Genomic DNA, 13,176 nt, shown 5'->3' with positions numbered 1-13,176 from the left:
AGGGCTACCGTCCCCAGTTCTACTTCCGCACCACGGACGTGACGGGCACGGTGAAGCTGCCGGACAACGTGGAAATGGTGATGCCGGGCGACAACATCGCCATCGAGGTGGAGCTCATCACCCCGGTGGCCATGGAGAAGGAGCTCCGGTTCGCCGTCCGTGAGGGCGGTCGTACCGTGGGCGCCGGCGTGGTGGCCGAAATCATCGAGTAGAAGCCCTCCACCGGCTCCCTGAGACCCCATGGGTGGGGAATTTTCAGGGAGCCGGAGGAAATCCAGTTGCATACCCCCGGCGCGGGATGGTAATCACCGCGCCCCTTCGTTCCGAAGAAACGGCTCTGTGAAATCCAGGGGACGTAAGTCGTAACGCCGCCCGAGGCACAGGCAGGGCTCGTTCTAAGAGGTTCTTGCGAATGGCGACACAGAAGATCCGCATCCGGTTGAAGGCGTACGACTCGAAGCTCCTGGACCAGAGTGCTGGGGAGATCGTCGAGACGGCCAAGCGCACGGGCGCGAAGGTAGCCGGTCCGATCCCCCTGCCGACGCGCATCAACAAGTTCACCGTGCTGCGGTCTCCGCACGTGGACAAGAAGAGCCGCGAGCAGTTCGAGATCCGCACGCACAAGCGCCTGCTCGACATCCTCGAGCCCACGCAGCAGACGTTGGATGCGCTCATGAAGCTGGATCTGTCGGCCGGCGTTGACGTCGAGATCAAGTCCTAGGAAGCGGGTGGGCGTTCGAGTGGTTTCACTCCGACCCCGCGAGGAAAGTGCCATGGCGAAGTTTGACGTTGTCGACCTGGATTTGAAGAAGGTGTCGGAGATCGAGCTCTCCGACGACGTGTTTGGCGCCGAGCCGAACACCCACCTCTTTTACGAGGTGGCGAAGATGCAGCAGATCAACCGGCGCCGCGGCACGGTGGGGGTGAAGAACACCTCGCTGGTCAGCGGCGGCGGCAAGAAGCCCTGGAAGCAGAAGGGCACCGGCCGCGCCCGCCAGGGCTCCATCCGCGCTTCCCACTGGGTGGGCGGCGGCAAGGCGATGGCTCCCAAGGCGCGCGACTACTTCTACCGACCGCCCCGCAAGGTGCGCCGCGGCGCCCTGAAGTCCGCTCTGTCCCTGCGGGCCCGCGAGAAGACGCTCATCATCCTGAGCGGCTTCTCCCTGGACGCTCCGAAGAGCAAGCAGGCCTTCGAGGTCCTCACCAAGCGCCTGAAGCTGCAGAACGCGCTGGTGATTGACGACAAGGGCAACACCAATCTGCACCGCAGCGTGCGCAACCTGGCGAAGTTCGACGTGCTGCCTCCCGAGGGGCTCAACCTCGAGGCCGTCCTGCGGCACTCGCACATCGTCCTCACCTCCGCGGCCGCGAAGACCCTCGAGGGGGCGCTGTCATGAATCTCAACGACGTCATCAAGGGCCCGCTCATCACCGAGAAGCTGGACAAGGCCCGCGAGAAGTTCCGTCAGTACTCGTTCATCGTCGACCGCAAGGCCACCAAGCACGACGTGGCCCGCGCGGTGGAGACGCTCTTCAAGGTCACCGTCGAGGGCGTTCGCACCAACGTCGTCCGCGGCAAGATCAAGCGGGTGGGCCGGAGCATCGGCAAGCGGCCCAACTTCAAGAAGGCGGTCGTCACCCTGAAGCAGGGCGACTCGATCGAGCTCTTCGAGGGAGGGGCGGCCTGACGCTACGGCGTCGAGCCTGCCTGCGAGGAACACACCATGGGCATCAAGAAGTATAAGCCGACTAGCGCCGCCCGCCGTCTGATGACGGTGTCCGACTTCGCGGACATCACCAAGGACTCGCCGGAGAAGAGCCTCACCGCGCCCCTCAAGCGCTCCGGTGGCCGCAACGTCCACGGTCACATCACCCGTCGTCACCAGGGCGGTGGCCACAAGCGCCGCTACCGCATCATCGACTTCAAGCGTCGCGACAAGGACGGCGTGCCGGCCAAGGTCGCCTCGGTGGAGTACGACCCGAACCGCACCGCCAACATCGCGCTGCTGCACTACGCGGACGGCGAGAAGCGCTACATCCTCGCTCCGGTGGGTCTGAGCGTGGGTGACACGGTTTTCGCCGGCGAGACGGCGGACATCCGTCCGGGCAACAGCCTCCCGCTGCAGAACATCCCGGTGGGTACCATCATCCACAACGTGGAGCTGAAGCCGGGCCGTGGCGCCCAGGTCATCCGCTCCGCCGGGACGTCCGGACAGCTGATGGCGAAGGAGGACCGTTACGCGCAGGTGCGTATGCCCTCCGGCACCGTCCGCAAGGTCCTCATCGAGTGCCGCGCCACCGTGGGCCAGGTGGGCAACATCGAGCACGAGATCATCCGCATCGGCAAGGCGGGTAAGAGCCGCTGGCTGGGCATCCGTCCCACCGTCCGCGGTCTGGCGATGAACCCCGTCGACCACCCGCACGGCGGTGGTGAGGGTAAGTCCGGTCAGGGTAACCCGCACCCGGTGTCCCCGTGGGGCCAGAAGACCAAGGGCCTCACCACGCGCACCAACAAGCGCACTGACAAGTTCATCGTGAGCGGCCGCCGCCAGGGCGCGCGCAGCCAGTAAGAGGATCGCAAGTCATGGCTCGTTCGATCAAGAAGGGTCCGTTCGTCGACGATTTCCTCGTGAAGAAGATCGAGGACATGATCAAGACGAACAAGAAGACCGTCGTAAAGACGTGGTCGCGTCGCTCCACGATTCTGCCGGAGTTCGTCGGCCACACCTTCGCGGTGCACAACGGGAAGAAGTTCATCCCGGTGTTCGTCACGGAGAACATGGTGGGCCACAAGCTCGGCGAGTTCGCCCCGACCCGTACGTTCGGTGGTCACTCGGCGGAGAAGAAGGTCGCCAAGGCCCCGGGCAAGTAGCCTGGCGCATTGCCTGAGAGCCTGAGGAGAAGACCATGGAGTCGACTGCACATCTGCGTTTCCTGCGCATGAGCCCCCGCAAGATTTCCACCGTTGCGGCGCTCATCCGGGGCAAGCCTGTCGAGGCGGCCCTCAACATCCTGAAGTTCACCAAGCGCGCCGCGGCCAAGCCGGTGGAGACGCTCATCAAGAGCGCCGTGGCCAACGCGACGGACAAGTCCAAGGGGCAGGTCGACGTGGATACGCTCTACGTGAAGACCATCTCCGTGGACCAGGGTCCCACCCAGCGCCGGTTCATGCCGCGCGCCATGGGTCGGGCCACCCCGATCAAGAAGAAGACGGCCCACGTCCACGTGGTGCTGGCCGAGGCGAAGAAGAAGTAGGACCCGTCGGGCCCCGCCCGGAACGTTCAAGGAGATTCACGTTGGGACAGAAAGTTCATCCGATCGGGTTCCGGCTCGGCGTCATCAAGACCTGGGACTCCAAGTGGTTCGAGCACAAGAACTACGCGCAGTGGCTCCATGAGGACATCCGCATCCGCGAGTTCGTGAAGAAGTCGCTGAATCACGCGGGCGTGTCCAAGGTGGAGATCGAGCGCGCCGCCAACAAGGTGAAGGTCAACGTCCACACCGCGCGGCCGGGCATCGTCATCGGCAAGCGTGGCGCGGGCATCGAGACGGTGAAGAAGGACCTGCAGCAGTTCACCAAGAACGAGGTCTTCCTCAACATCGTCGAGGTCCGCAAGGCCGAGACCGACGCCCAGCTCGTGGCGGAGAACATCGCCACGCAGCTCGAGCGCCGCATCGCCTTCCGCCGCGCCATGAAGAAGGCCCTGCAGACGGCGATGAAGTTCGGCGCCAAGGGCATCCGCGTGGCCTGCTCGGGCCGTCTCGGTGGCGCGGAGATGGCGCGCTACGAGTGGTACCGTGAGGGTCGCGTGCCCCTGCACACCCTGCGTGCGGACATCGACTACGGCTTCGCCGAGGCCAAGACGACCTACGGCAAGATTGGCTGCAAGGTCTGGGTCTGCAAGGGCGAGGTCCTCCCCGGCAAGGGTGGCCAGGCCCCCATGCCCTCCAACCGGTAATCAGCCCACCCGCGCCGGACGTGCCCGTGAGGGCCGTCCGGAACAGGGCGGCCAAGGACAGCGACGATGCTTCAGCCTGCTCGTACCAAGTACCGCAAGATGCACAAGGGCCGCACCCCGGGCGCTGCGCACCGTGGTAGCGACATGACCTACGGTGAGTACGGCCTCGTGAGCCTCCAGCCGGGTTGGATTACCTCCCGGCAGATCGAGGCGGCCCGTATCGCGATGACCCGCCACGTGAAGCGCGGCGGCAAGATCTGGATCCGTATCTTCCCGGACAAGCCCATCACCAAGAAGCCCGCCGAGACCCGTATGGGTACCGGTAAGGGTGGCGTGGAGTACTACGTCGCGGTGGTGAAGCCCGGCCGTATCCTCTACGAGATGGAGGGTATGACGCGCGAAGTGGCCACCGGGGCGCTGAAGCTGGCGCAGGCCAAGCTGCCGGTGCTCACGAAGATCGTGACCCGTGCGGACCTGAGCCTCTAGGCATACAGCGGCGGGAGCCGACCGAAAGGCCGGCTCCCGCGCGCATGTGGAGACTGCAATGGCGACTGCGAAGGAACTGAAGGAACTGTCCGCGGAGGACCTGCAGCGGCGCGCGACCGAGTTGCGCGACACGCTGTTCCAGGACCAGCTGAAGCGGCGCACGGGCTCGCTGGACAGCCCGGCCGAGCGCACCCAGCACCGCCGCGACCTGGCCCGCGTGCTGACCGTCATGACCCAGAAGGTCAAGGCGGCCAAGCAGGGCTGAGAAGTCAAACCTCCAAGCGCGCTCGTGTGGTAGTGAGCGCGCGCGGCCATCCGGGCCCTGAGAGCCCGGGTGCATGAGAGACAGTGAGACCGAAGATGGCTGAAGCGACCGAGACGCCCGCTCCCGAGACCTCCACCCGTGGCCGTCCCAAGACGCGCGTGGGGATTGTGACCTCCAACAAGATGCAGAAGACGGTGGTCGTCACCGTCCAGCGTCGGGCTCCCCACCCGAAGTACGGGAAGATCATGAGCCTGCGCGAGAAGTACAAGGCGCACGTGGAGGATCACGACTACCCGAAGAAGATCACCATCAACGAGGGTGATCGGGTCCGGATCGCCGAGACCAAGCCCGCCTCGAAGGACAAGCGGTGGCGCGTGGTCGAGGTGCTGGAGAAGAGCAAGAACGTCTAGCCACGCACCCGGCGACAAGGAGACTTCCAGATGATTCAGATGACCAGCGTGCTCGACGTTGCCGACAACTCGGGCGCGAAGAAGGTGTTTTGCATCAAGGTGCTCGGCGGTTCGAAGCGCAAGTACGCGTCCATCGGCGATGTCATCGTCGTGTCCATCCGCGAGGCGCTGCCCAACTCGAAGGTGAAGAAGGGTGACGTGGCCAAGGCCGTCATCGTCCGCACCAAGCGCGAGGTGGGTCGGGCCGACGGCAGCTACATCAAGTTCGATGGTAACTCCGCCGTCCTCATCAACAAGGACATGGAGCCCATTGGTACGCGCATCTTCGGGCCTGTTGCCCGTGAGCTCCGCGCCCGCAAGTTCATGAAGATCATCTCGCTGGCGCCCGAAGTCCTCTAAGGACAGCAGGCCGGACGGCGAGCAGCCAGAGAGAGGAAGCCATGCAGAAGCTGAAGGTGGGTGACACGGTCCAGGTCATGGCCGGGGCCGAGGCCTCCGAGAAGAACCCGGCGACCAAGCGCGGCAAGATCCTGAAGATCGATCGCGAAGCAGAGCGCGTGACGGTTGAGGGGCTGCGCCTGGTGAAGCGGCACATGAAGAAGACGCCGCAGAGCCCGGAGGGCGGAATCGTCGAGAAGCCCGGCACCATCGCCCTGGCGAATGTCCAGGTGGTGTGCGCCAAGTGCGACAAGCCGACGCGAGTGGGCTTCCGCACCGAGGGTGAGGACGGGAAGAAGAAGCGGTTCTGCAAGAACTGCGACGCCCTGATTGACTAGGTAGCCGCGTTGGTGCATGTATGCGCGCCCTTCGCCCTCCCGGGTGGGAGGGAAGGTGGGCGTGCAGGCATGGAGGGCCCGTGGAGCATCGGGGGCCCTCGCGGTGTTTCCAGGTTCCATACGAAGGACTGATCGGACGCGCTGGGTCCACGACGGCGCTCCGAAGCAGAGGACAGGACGATGGCTGACGAGAAGAAGCCCGAGCAGAAGGAAAAGAAGGCGAAGCGGGGCAAGAAGGAAGAGGCCAAGAAGGTTGGCTTCGCGGCGAACATCGAGGAAGGCCTCGAGTCCAAGCCGGCCCGCATGAAGGTCCGTTTCTTCAAGGAGGGCGTCCCCGCCCTGATGAAGGAGCTGAACCTCAAGAACCCGATGCAGGTTCCTCGCCTCGAGAAGATCGTCGTCAACATGGGTCTGGGCGAGGCGCTCGCCAACAACAAGATCCTGGAGTCGGCGGTGGACCAGCTCGCGGCGATCACCGGCCAGAAGCCGATCGTCACGCGCGCCCGCAAGTCCATCGCGAACTTCAAGCTCCGTCAGGGCCAGGCCATTGGTGCCGCCGTGACGCTGCGTGGCGCGCGCATGTACGAGTTCATGGACCGCCTCATCACCGTGGCGCTGCCGCGCGTGCGTGACTTCAAGGGCGTGTCCCCCAAGGCTTTCGACGGGAATGGCAACTACACGCTCGGTGTCCGTGAGCAGATCATCTTCCCGGAAATCAACTACGACCAGATCGAGAAGGTGAAGGGGCTCAACATCAGCTTCGTCACCACGGCCGCGAACGACGAGCAGGGGTTGGCGCTCATGCGTCACTTCGGCATGCCGTTCCGTCAGTAGCCCTCGAGCCAAGGACCCGAAGACAATGGCCAAGCTCTCCAAGATTGCCCAGGCAAAGCGCAAGCCGAAGTTCGCCGTGCGCCAGTACAACCGCTGCCCGCTCTGCGGTCGGCCCCGTGCGTTCCTGCGCAAGTTCAAGATGTGCCGTATCTGCCTGCGCAACCGCGCGCTGCGCGGTGAAATCACCGGCGTCACCAAGTCGTCCTGGTAGCCGGAAGGGCAGGGCGCCTGGCGAGCCCGTGAGGGCTTGATGGGCGCCCTGGACGTGCTCCGAAAGGAGCACGCCCTGGAAGTTCCGCTGTACGGAAGTGGCAGTCGCCTCGAACCCCCGGGATGGGCCCGGCAGGCGTGGCGGTTGCGAACGCGGGGTGCCCGGGAAGGGGCCCTGCCTCGGAAGGTATCCCATGCCGGTCAATGATCCCGTCGGCGACATGCTGACCCGCCTGCGCAACGCCTCGCGTGCGCGGCACGACAAGGTCGTCATTCCCCACTCGAAGCTCAAGCTCGAGATCATCAAGGTCCTCAAGGACGAGGGCTACATCGGTGAGTTCACCGTTCACGAGCTCAAGCCCCAGAACGAGATCACCGTGCAGCTGAAGTACGGCCCGGACCGTGCGCCCGCCATCACCGGCATCCGCCGCGTGTCGAAGCCGGGTCTGCGCCGCTACGTGAATTCTCGCGAGATTCCGCAGGTGCTGGGTGGCCTGGGCATCTCCGTCCTCTCCACCTCGCGCGGCATCATGGTGGACACCGAGGCCCGCAAGCAGAAGGTCGGCGGCGAGCTGCTCTGCACCGTCTACTAGCCAGCAGCCCAGGTGTGGCGCCCCGCGAGGGAGCGCCCCCCGGGCATACAGGACCGAGGCAACCATGAGTCGGATTGGAAAACTGGCAATCAAGCTCGGCGACAAGACGAAGGCCATCGTCGCCGGCCAGCAGGTGAACTTCGAGGGCCCCAAGGGCAAGCTGTCCGTGAAGCTGCCCGCCCGGGTCAAGGTGGAAGTCAAGGACGGCCAGGTGACGGTGCAGCGCGAGGATGACTCTCGCGAGGCCCGCAGCCTGCACGGCCTGACGCGCACCATCCTCGCCAACGCCGCCAAGGGCGTGTCCACGGGCTTCGAGAAGAAGCTGGACATCCGCGGCGTCGGTTTCCGCGCCGAGGTGAAGGGCAAGGCCATCCACTTCTCCCTGGGCTACTCGCACCCGGTGGTGTTCAACCTGCCCGAGGGCGTGACGGCCGAGGTCGACAAGGCTTCCCGCACCGAGGACAGCCTCCCCACCGTGGGCCTGACGCTGCGCTCCGCGGACAAGGAAGTACTGGGGGCCACGGCGGTGAACATCCGCTCGCTGCGCCCGCCCGAGCCCTACAAGGGCAAGGGCATCAAGTACTCCGAGGAGCGCATCCGCCGTAAGGAGGGCAAGACCGGAACGACCTAGTCGTCCTGTCTGTCCTGAGTGTTCCAAACCCCGCCGGGCCGAAGCGGCCTGGCGGCATCATCCGGTGGCGGAAGGCCGCATCGCTGCCGGACGGAAAAGGAAGCAGCCATGGCATCGAGAATCGAACAGCGCCTCAAGAGGAAGAACCGCATCCGCAAGAAGCTGTCGGGTACGACAGAGCGGCCGCGGCTCACCGTGTACAAGAGCCTCAAGCACATCTACGCCCAGGTGGTGGACGACACCACAGGCCGCACCCTCGCGTTTGCTTCGTCGCTGTCCAAGGACCTGAAGGGTCAGGACGAGGGCGACAAGAAGGCGGACGCGAAGCGCGTGGGCACCCTGATTGCGCAGAAGTGCAAGGCCGCCAACGTCGAGGCGGTGGTGTTCGACCGCAACGGCTTCCCCTATCACGGGCGCATCGCCGCCGTGGCCGACGCCGCGCGCGAGGCCGGGCTGAAGTTCTAAGAATTCGAAAGGAATCCCCCAAGTGGCAACTCCGATCAATCCGAACGATCTGGACCTCACCGACCGCGTGGTGAACATCAACCGCGTGGCCAAGGTCGTGAAGGGCGGCCGTCGTTTCTCGTTCGCCGCCCTCGTGGTGGTGGGGGACGGCGCCGGGCACGTGGGCGTCGGCCTGGGCAAGGCCAACGAGGTCCCCGAGGCCATCCGCAAGGGTGGCGAGAACGCGAAGAAGAACCTGTTCCGGGTTCCGCTGATGGGTCACACCATCCCGCACGAGGTGCTCGGGCACTTCGGCGCCGGGTGGGTGCTCCTGAAGCCGGCCAGCCAGGGTACGGGCGTCATCGCCGGCGGCGCGGTTCGCGCGGTGCTGGAGGCGGCGGGCATCCGCAACATCCTGACCAAGAGCCAGGGCTCGCGGAACCCGCACAACGTGCTGAAGGCCACGGTGGCCGGCCTGAAGATGCTGCGCAGCGCGGAGCAGGTGTCCCGTCTTCGTGGCAAGGACGTCGAGGCGACGAAGCTCGCCGGCGAGCAGAGGACCTAACCATGGCGCTCAAGGTCAAGCTGGTGAAGAGCTTTTCGGGGTCGTCCGGCGAGATGCTGGAGACCATCCGTGGGCTGGGCCTGAAGAAGTTCGGCGAGGAGCGCATCCTGAAGGACACCCCGTCCGTTCGCGGCATGGTGTTCAAGGTGAAGCATCTGGTCACCCTGGAGACTGTCTCCGGTGAGGCCCCGGCTCCCAAGCGTCGCAAGCCGCGCAAGGTCGCTCTGAAGGAGCGCGCCCGCGCGTATCAGGCCAAGCAGGGCAAGGCCTGAGTCACGAGAGGATTGAGACGATGAGCACTCTGAACAATCTGAAGCGTCCGCCTCGCTCGTGGCACCGCAAGAAGCGCGTGGGCCGCGGCCAGGGTAGCGGTCTGGGCAAGACGGCCGGCCGCGGTGGCAAGGGCCAGAAGGCCCGCTCCGGCAACATGCGGTTCGAGGGCTTCGAGGGTGGCCAGAGCCCCCTGCAGCGCCGTCTGCCGAAGTTCGGCTTCAACTCGCCCAACCGCACCGTCTACGCGGTGGTGAACCTGGCGGACGTCGAGCAGCACTTCGACGCCGGCGCCACGGTGGACGAGGCCTCGCTGAAGAAGGCGGGCCTGGTCAAGGGCCGCTACCACGGCGTGAAGCTGCTGGCCCAGGGCGGGCTGACCAAGAAGGTCACCATCCGGGTCCACAAGGCCTCCGAGGCGGCGAAGTCCGCCGTCCAGCAGGCGGGCGGCGCCGTCGAGGAGCTGCCGCTGATGGCCCACAAGCCGGAGGCGGCCGCCAAGGCGCACTCTGGCAAGGGCGTCAAGGCGCCCCGGCAGCCCAAGGCCTGAGCGTGTCCGGCGCGCATCACTTGTCGGTGGTGCGCGCCTTTTCGCTTGTGTAGGCTTCTGCGCCCCTTTCCCGCTCGTGGAACAGGGGCGTTTTGTCGTCCTGGCAGAACCCTCTCGAAGAGGATGGCTACCCCGTGGCTTTCAACGCCTTCGCCAACGTCTTCCGTATCGCGGAGCTGCGCAGCCGGCTCGCGTATACGCTCGTGCTGCTCGCCGTCTATCGCATCGGCATCTTCATCAACACGCCGGGCGTGGACCGCGCAGCGATGAACGCGTTCATGGAGGCCCAGAAGCAATCGGGTGGCCTCGTGTCGCTGTTCAACCTCTTCTCCGGCGGCGCGCTGGAGCAGATGTCCATCTTCGGTCTGGGCATCATGCCGTACGTCAGCGCCTCCATCATCATGCAGCTCCTGGCTGTGGTGGTGCCCAGCCTCGAGCGGCTCCAGAAGGAAGGCGCCGGCGGGCGCCAGAAGATCAACCAGTACACCCGCTACGGCACCATCGTCCTCTCCATCATCCAGGGCATCGGCATCTCGAGGTGGCTGGCGTCGCTCGGCCGCTCCGACGGCGGGCAGAGCGGCTTCAACCAGATCGTCGTCCCGGACGACAGCGCCTGGTTCACCTTCATGACGGTCATCAGCCTGACGGCGGGCACGGCCTTCATCATGTGGCTGGGTGAGCGCATCACCGAGCGCGGCATCGGCAACGGCATCTCGCTCATCATCTTCGCCGGCATCGTGGCCCGTGTGGTCCCCGGTGCAAAGCAGCTGCTGGACCTGACGCGTCAGGAGGTCATCGCGGTGGCCGAGGTGCTGGGGCTGCTGGCCTTCATGCTCCTCATCATCGGCGTGGTGGTCTACGTCGAGCGCGGCATGCGGCGCATCCCCATCCAGTACGCCAAGCGGATGGCGGGGCGGCGGATGTTCGCGGGCCAGGCCACGTACTTCCCGATGAAGGTGAACACCTCCGGCGTGATTCCGCCCATCTTCGCCGGCGCGGTGCTGTCCTTCCCGGCCACGCTGGGCACCTGGTTCCCGTTCCTCCAGGACTTCCAGCGCGCCATCGAGGGCAACCTGTGGATCTACAACGGGTTGTTCATCCTCCTGGTCATCTTCTTCGCCTACTTCTACACCGCACTGACGTTCCGGCCGGATGACGTCGCGGACAACATCAAGAAGCAGGGTGGCTACATCCCGGGCATCCGGCCGGGCCGTCAGACGGCGGAGTTCATCGAGCGCGTGCTCAACCGGCTCACCTTCGGTGGCGCGCTCTACCTGGCCGTCATCTGCGTGATTCCGTCCGTCATCAGCGGCCTGCTGGGCGTGCGGTTCACCTTCGGTGGCACGGCGCTGCTCATCGTCGTGGGCGTGGCGCTGGACACGGTGCAGCAGATCGAGGGCCACCTCATCAGTCGCAACTACGAGGGCTTCGCGGGTCCCCGCGGTCCGCGCATCCGCGGCCGGGTGCGCGCGGCGGCCTGAGTCTCAGGGCGTACGTTCCGGGCGCCTCTCCCCGTCGCGGGGAGGGGCGCCTCGTCGTTCCAGGGTAATGTCGTTCAGGGGTATTCGGTGGTGCACACGGGGGGCCCTCGGAGGTTTGTGGCCGACGACTTCCGTGCCTTCCTTCGAGCTGAGAGGAGCACATGAACCTGATCCTGTTGGGGCCGCCGAACGCGGGGAAGGGAACCCAGGCGAAGAAGCTGTATGGGGACTTCCACATCCCGCAGATCTCCACCGGTGACATCCTCCGCAAGGCAGTGGCGGATGGGACGGAACTGGGGAAGGTCGCGGGCCCGCTGATGGCCGCGGGGCAGTACGTGCCCGATGATGTCGTCATCGGCATCGTCGAGGAGCGCCTGAAGCAGTCGGACGTGGCCAACGGCTTCGTGCTGGATGGCTTCCCGCGCACGCCGGGCCAGGCGGAGGCGCTGGACCGGATGCTGGCGCGGCTGGGCAAGCAGCTCGACGCGGTCATCTCGCTCGAGGTGCCGCACGCCAAGCTGGTGGAGCGGGGCTCCGGGCGGCGCGTGTGCCCCAATGACGGCAGCGTCTACCACGTCTACCAGAGCCCCCCGAAGCGGGCGGGGTACTGCGACAAGTGCAACGCGGGCCTCGTGCAGCGTCCGGACGACATGCCGGACGTCATCGAGAAGCGCCTGCAGAAATACGACGCGGAGACGGCGCCGCTGAAGGCCTTCTACGCGAAGAAGGGCGTCCTCAAGAGCGTGGACGGCGTGGGCTCGCCGGAAGGCATCTACGAGGAAATCAAGGCCGCCGCGGGCAAGGGCTGAGCGGAGACCGGGCGGGCGGGGAGGGTGGCCGTTGCGGCGCCTCTTCCCGCTGCCCACCCGTTCCCACGAGGCCCCGCCGGGCCCGGGACACGTGCATGAGTCAAGTCGGCATCAAGAGCCCGGAGGAGATTGCCCTCATGCGCCAGGCGGGGCGCATCGTGTGCGAAATCCTGGACGCGATCGAGAAGGCCGTGGCGCCCGGCGTCACCACGTGGGAGCTGGACGCCCTGGCCGCGGAGCTCACCGCCAAAAAGGGGGCCAGGCCGGCGTTCAAGGGGTACCTCGGCTTCCCGTGTGTGTTATGCGCCTCCATCAACGAGGAGGTCGTCCACGGCATCCCCAGCCGGACGCGGAAGCTGGTGGAGGGCGACCTGATGAAGCTCGACTTCGGGGTGGTGTACCGGGGCTTGTTCGGGGACTCTGCGCGGACGGTGCCGGTGGGGAAGGTGAGCTCGGAGGCGCGGGCCCTGGTGGACACCACCCGGGAGTCGCTCCACAAGGCCATCCAGGCGATGAAGCCGGGCAACCACTTGGGGGATATCGGCCATGCGGTGCAGCGCCATGTCGAGGCCCGGGGGTACTCGGTGGCGCGGGGCTTCACGGGGCACGGAATCGGGCGCAAGCTGCATGAGTACCCGCAGGTTCCGAATCACGGCCAGGCGGGTGGAGGCATGAAGCTCCGGGCGGGGATGGTCCTGGCGGTCGAGCCCATGGTCAACCAGGGCACCGACGAGGTGGAGATCCTGGAAGACGAGTGGACGGCCGTCACGGCTGACGGAAAGCTGTCCGCGCACTTCGAGCACACGGTCCTCATCACGGACCACGGCCCTGAGGTGCTCACCCGGAGCATTTGAGGTCGCTCCGACTGCGGGTGAAATACCCAGATGTTATGGG

Annotated in this window: 24 protein-coding genes; all 24 read left to right on the top strand. The window is 65.8% G+C overall.

The annotated features are described in order from the left end of the window. Window positions 1-212 (top strand): EF-Tu C-terminal domain-related protein (locus tag G4D86_RS03570; protein ID WP_476705407.1); only part of this gene is annotated, 212 nt, incomplete at its 5' end. A 200-nt stretch (window positions 213-412) separates the two neighbouring features. Continuing rightward, entirely contained in the window at window positions 413-721 is a 309-nt protein-coding gene (gene rpsJ / locus G4D86_RS03565) for a 30S ribosomal protein S10 (RefSeq protein ID WP_002633608.1), read from the top strand. A 52-nt stretch (window positions 722-773) separates the two neighbouring features. After that, complete coding sequence (gene rplD / locus G4D86_RS03560; protein WP_163989328.1) at window positions 774-1,397, top strand: 50S ribosomal protein L4; 624 nt, start codon at window positions 774-776, stop codon at window positions 1,395-1,397. After that, on the top strand, window positions 1,394-1,687 hold the full coding sequence (locus tag G4D86_RS03555) for a 50S ribosomal protein L23 (RefSeq protein WP_163989327.1): 294 nt from the start codon (window positions 1,394-1,396) through the stop codon (window positions 1,685-1,687). The genes rplD and G4D86_RS03555 overlap by 4 nt, the downstream gene beginning before the upstream one ends. A gap of 36 nt (window positions 1,688-1,723) precedes the next feature. Further along, window positions 1,724-2,569, top strand: a complete 846-nt coding sequence (rplB, locus tag G4D86_RS03550; RefSeq protein ID WP_163989325.1) for a 50S ribosomal protein L2 — start codon at window positions 1,724-1,726, stop codon at window positions 2,567-2,569. Between the two features lie 14 nt (window positions 2,570-2,583). Next, window positions 2,584-2,871, top strand: coding sequence for a 30S ribosomal protein S19 (rpsS, locus tag G4D86_RS03545; RefSeq protein WP_046714300.1), 288 nt, complete (start codon window positions 2,584-2,586; stop codon window positions 2,869-2,871). Between the two features lie 35 nt (window positions 2,872-2,906). Beyond that, window positions 2,907-3,254 (top strand): 50S ribosomal protein L22, encoded by a 348-nt coding sequence (gene rplV, locus G4D86_RS03540; RefSeq protein WP_163989322.1) that lies wholly within the window; start codon window positions 2,907-2,909, stop codon window positions 3,252-3,254. Between the two features lie 41 nt (window positions 3,255-3,295). Continuing rightward, on the top strand, window positions 3,296-3,958 hold the full coding sequence (gene rpsC, locus G4D86_RS03535; protein ID WP_002633602.1) for a 30S ribosomal protein S3: 663 nt from the start codon (window positions 3,296-3,298) through the stop codon (window positions 3,956-3,958). A 66-nt stretch (window positions 3,959-4,024) separates the two neighbouring features. Further along, window positions 4,025-4,444, top strand: a complete 420-nt coding sequence (rplP, locus tag G4D86_RS03530; protein WP_163989320.1) for a 50S ribosomal protein L16 — start codon at window positions 4,025-4,027, stop codon at window positions 4,442-4,444. A gap of 46 nt (window positions 4,445-4,490) precedes the next feature. Beyond that, the gene (gene rpmC, locus G4D86_RS03525; protein ID WP_205519442.1) at window positions 4,491-4,709 is read left to right on the top strand and encodes a 50S ribosomal protein L29; all 219 of its coding nucleotides are present in this window, start codon (window positions 4,491-4,493) and stop codon (window positions 4,707-4,709) included. Window positions 4,710-4,792: 83 nt separating this feature from the next. After that, window positions 4,793-5,119, top strand: a complete 327-nt coding sequence (gene rpsQ, locus G4D86_RS03520) for a 30S ribosomal protein S17 (RefSeq protein ID WP_205519441.1) — start codon at window positions 4,793-4,795, stop codon at window positions 5,117-5,119. 30 nt (window positions 5,120-5,149) lie between these two features. Then, window positions 5,150-5,518 carry a 50S ribosomal protein L14 gene (gene rplN, locus G4D86_RS03515; RefSeq protein WP_120210006.1) on the top strand — a complete coding sequence of 123 codons (369 nt, stop codon included), beginning with the start codon at window positions 5,150-5,152 and terminating at the stop codon, window positions 5,516-5,518. 41 nt (window positions 5,519-5,559) lie between these two features. Next, a complete protein-coding gene (gene rplX / locus G4D86_RS03510) occupies window positions 5,560-5,895 on the top strand; it encodes a 50S ribosomal protein L24 (protein WP_163989314.1) in 336 nt (111 codons plus the stop codon). 180 nt (window positions 5,896-6,075) lie between these two features. Further along, window positions 6,076-6,729: a 50S ribosomal protein L5 gene (gene rplE, locus G4D86_RS03505; protein ID WP_163989312.1), complete on the top strand. Its 654-nt coding sequence runs from the start codon at window positions 6,076-6,078 to the stop codon at window positions 6,727-6,729. 25 nt (window positions 6,730-6,754) lie between these two features. Then, window positions 6,755-6,940, top strand: a complete 186-nt coding sequence (locus G4D86_RS03500) for a type Z 30S ribosomal protein S14 (RefSeq protein WP_015350175.1) — start codon at window positions 6,755-6,757, stop codon at window positions 6,938-6,940. Between the two features lie 193 nt (window positions 6,941-7,133). Then, window positions 7,134-7,532 (top strand): 30S ribosomal protein S8, encoded by a 399-nt coding sequence (gene rpsH / locus G4D86_RS03495; protein ID WP_163989310.1) that lies wholly within the window; start codon window positions 7,134-7,136, stop codon window positions 7,530-7,532. A gap of 64 nt (window positions 7,533-7,596) precedes the next feature. Next, entirely contained in the window at window positions 7,597-8,163 is a 567-nt protein-coding gene (gene rplF, locus G4D86_RS03490) for a 50S ribosomal protein L6 (protein ID WP_163989308.1), read from the top strand. Window positions 8,164-8,271: 108 nt separating this feature from the next. Next, a complete protein-coding gene (rplR, locus tag G4D86_RS03485) occupies window positions 8,272-8,628 on the top strand; it encodes a 50S ribosomal protein L18 (RefSeq protein WP_163989306.1) in 357 nt (118 codons plus the stop codon). 22 nt (window positions 8,629-8,650) lie between these two features. After that, the gene (rpsE, locus tag G4D86_RS03480; protein ID WP_163989304.1) at window positions 8,651-9,172 is read left to right on the top strand and encodes a 30S ribosomal protein S5; all 522 of its coding nucleotides are present in this window, start codon (window positions 8,651-8,653) and stop codon (window positions 9,170-9,172) included. A gap of 2 nt (window positions 9,173-9,174) precedes the next feature. Next, on the top strand, window positions 9,175-9,444 hold the full coding sequence (rpmD, locus tag G4D86_RS03475; protein WP_163989302.1) for a 50S ribosomal protein L30: 270 nt from the start codon (window positions 9,175-9,177) through the stop codon (window positions 9,442-9,444). Window positions 9,445-9,464: 20 nt separating this feature from the next. Continuing rightward, on the top strand, window positions 9,465-9,992 hold the full coding sequence (rplO, locus tag G4D86_RS03470) for a 50S ribosomal protein L15 (RefSeq protein ID WP_163989301.1): 528 nt from the start codon (window positions 9,465-9,467) through the stop codon (window positions 9,990-9,992). A 134-nt stretch (window positions 9,993-10,126) separates the two neighbouring features. Further along, window positions 10,127-11,473 carry a preprotein translocase subunit SecY gene (secY, locus tag G4D86_RS03465; RefSeq protein WP_163989299.1) on the top strand — a complete coding sequence of 449 codons (1,347 nt, stop codon included), beginning with the start codon at window positions 10,127-10,129 and terminating at the stop codon, window positions 11,471-11,473. Between the two features lie 161 nt (window positions 11,474-11,634). Further along, complete coding sequence (locus G4D86_RS03460; RefSeq protein ID WP_163989296.1) at window positions 11,635-12,282, top strand: adenylate kinase; 648 nt, start codon at window positions 11,635-11,637, stop codon at window positions 12,280-12,282. A 95-nt stretch (window positions 12,283-12,377) separates the two neighbouring features. Then, window positions 12,378-13,136: a type I methionyl aminopeptidase gene (map, locus tag G4D86_RS03455; protein WP_163989294.1), complete on the top strand. Its 759-nt coding sequence runs from the start codon at window positions 12,378-12,380 to the stop codon at window positions 13,134-13,136. The last annotated feature ends 40 nt before the right edge of the window (window positions 13,137-13,176 follow it).

Source organism: Pyxidicoccus caerfyrddinensis (assembly GCF_010894405.1).
Lineage (GTDB): Bacteria > Myxococcota > Myxococcia > Myxococcales > Myxococcaceae > Myxococcus > Myxococcus caerfyrddinensis.
Note: the sequence above shows the minus strand (reverse complement) of the source record. Positions and strands in the feature narration are given on the sequence as shown.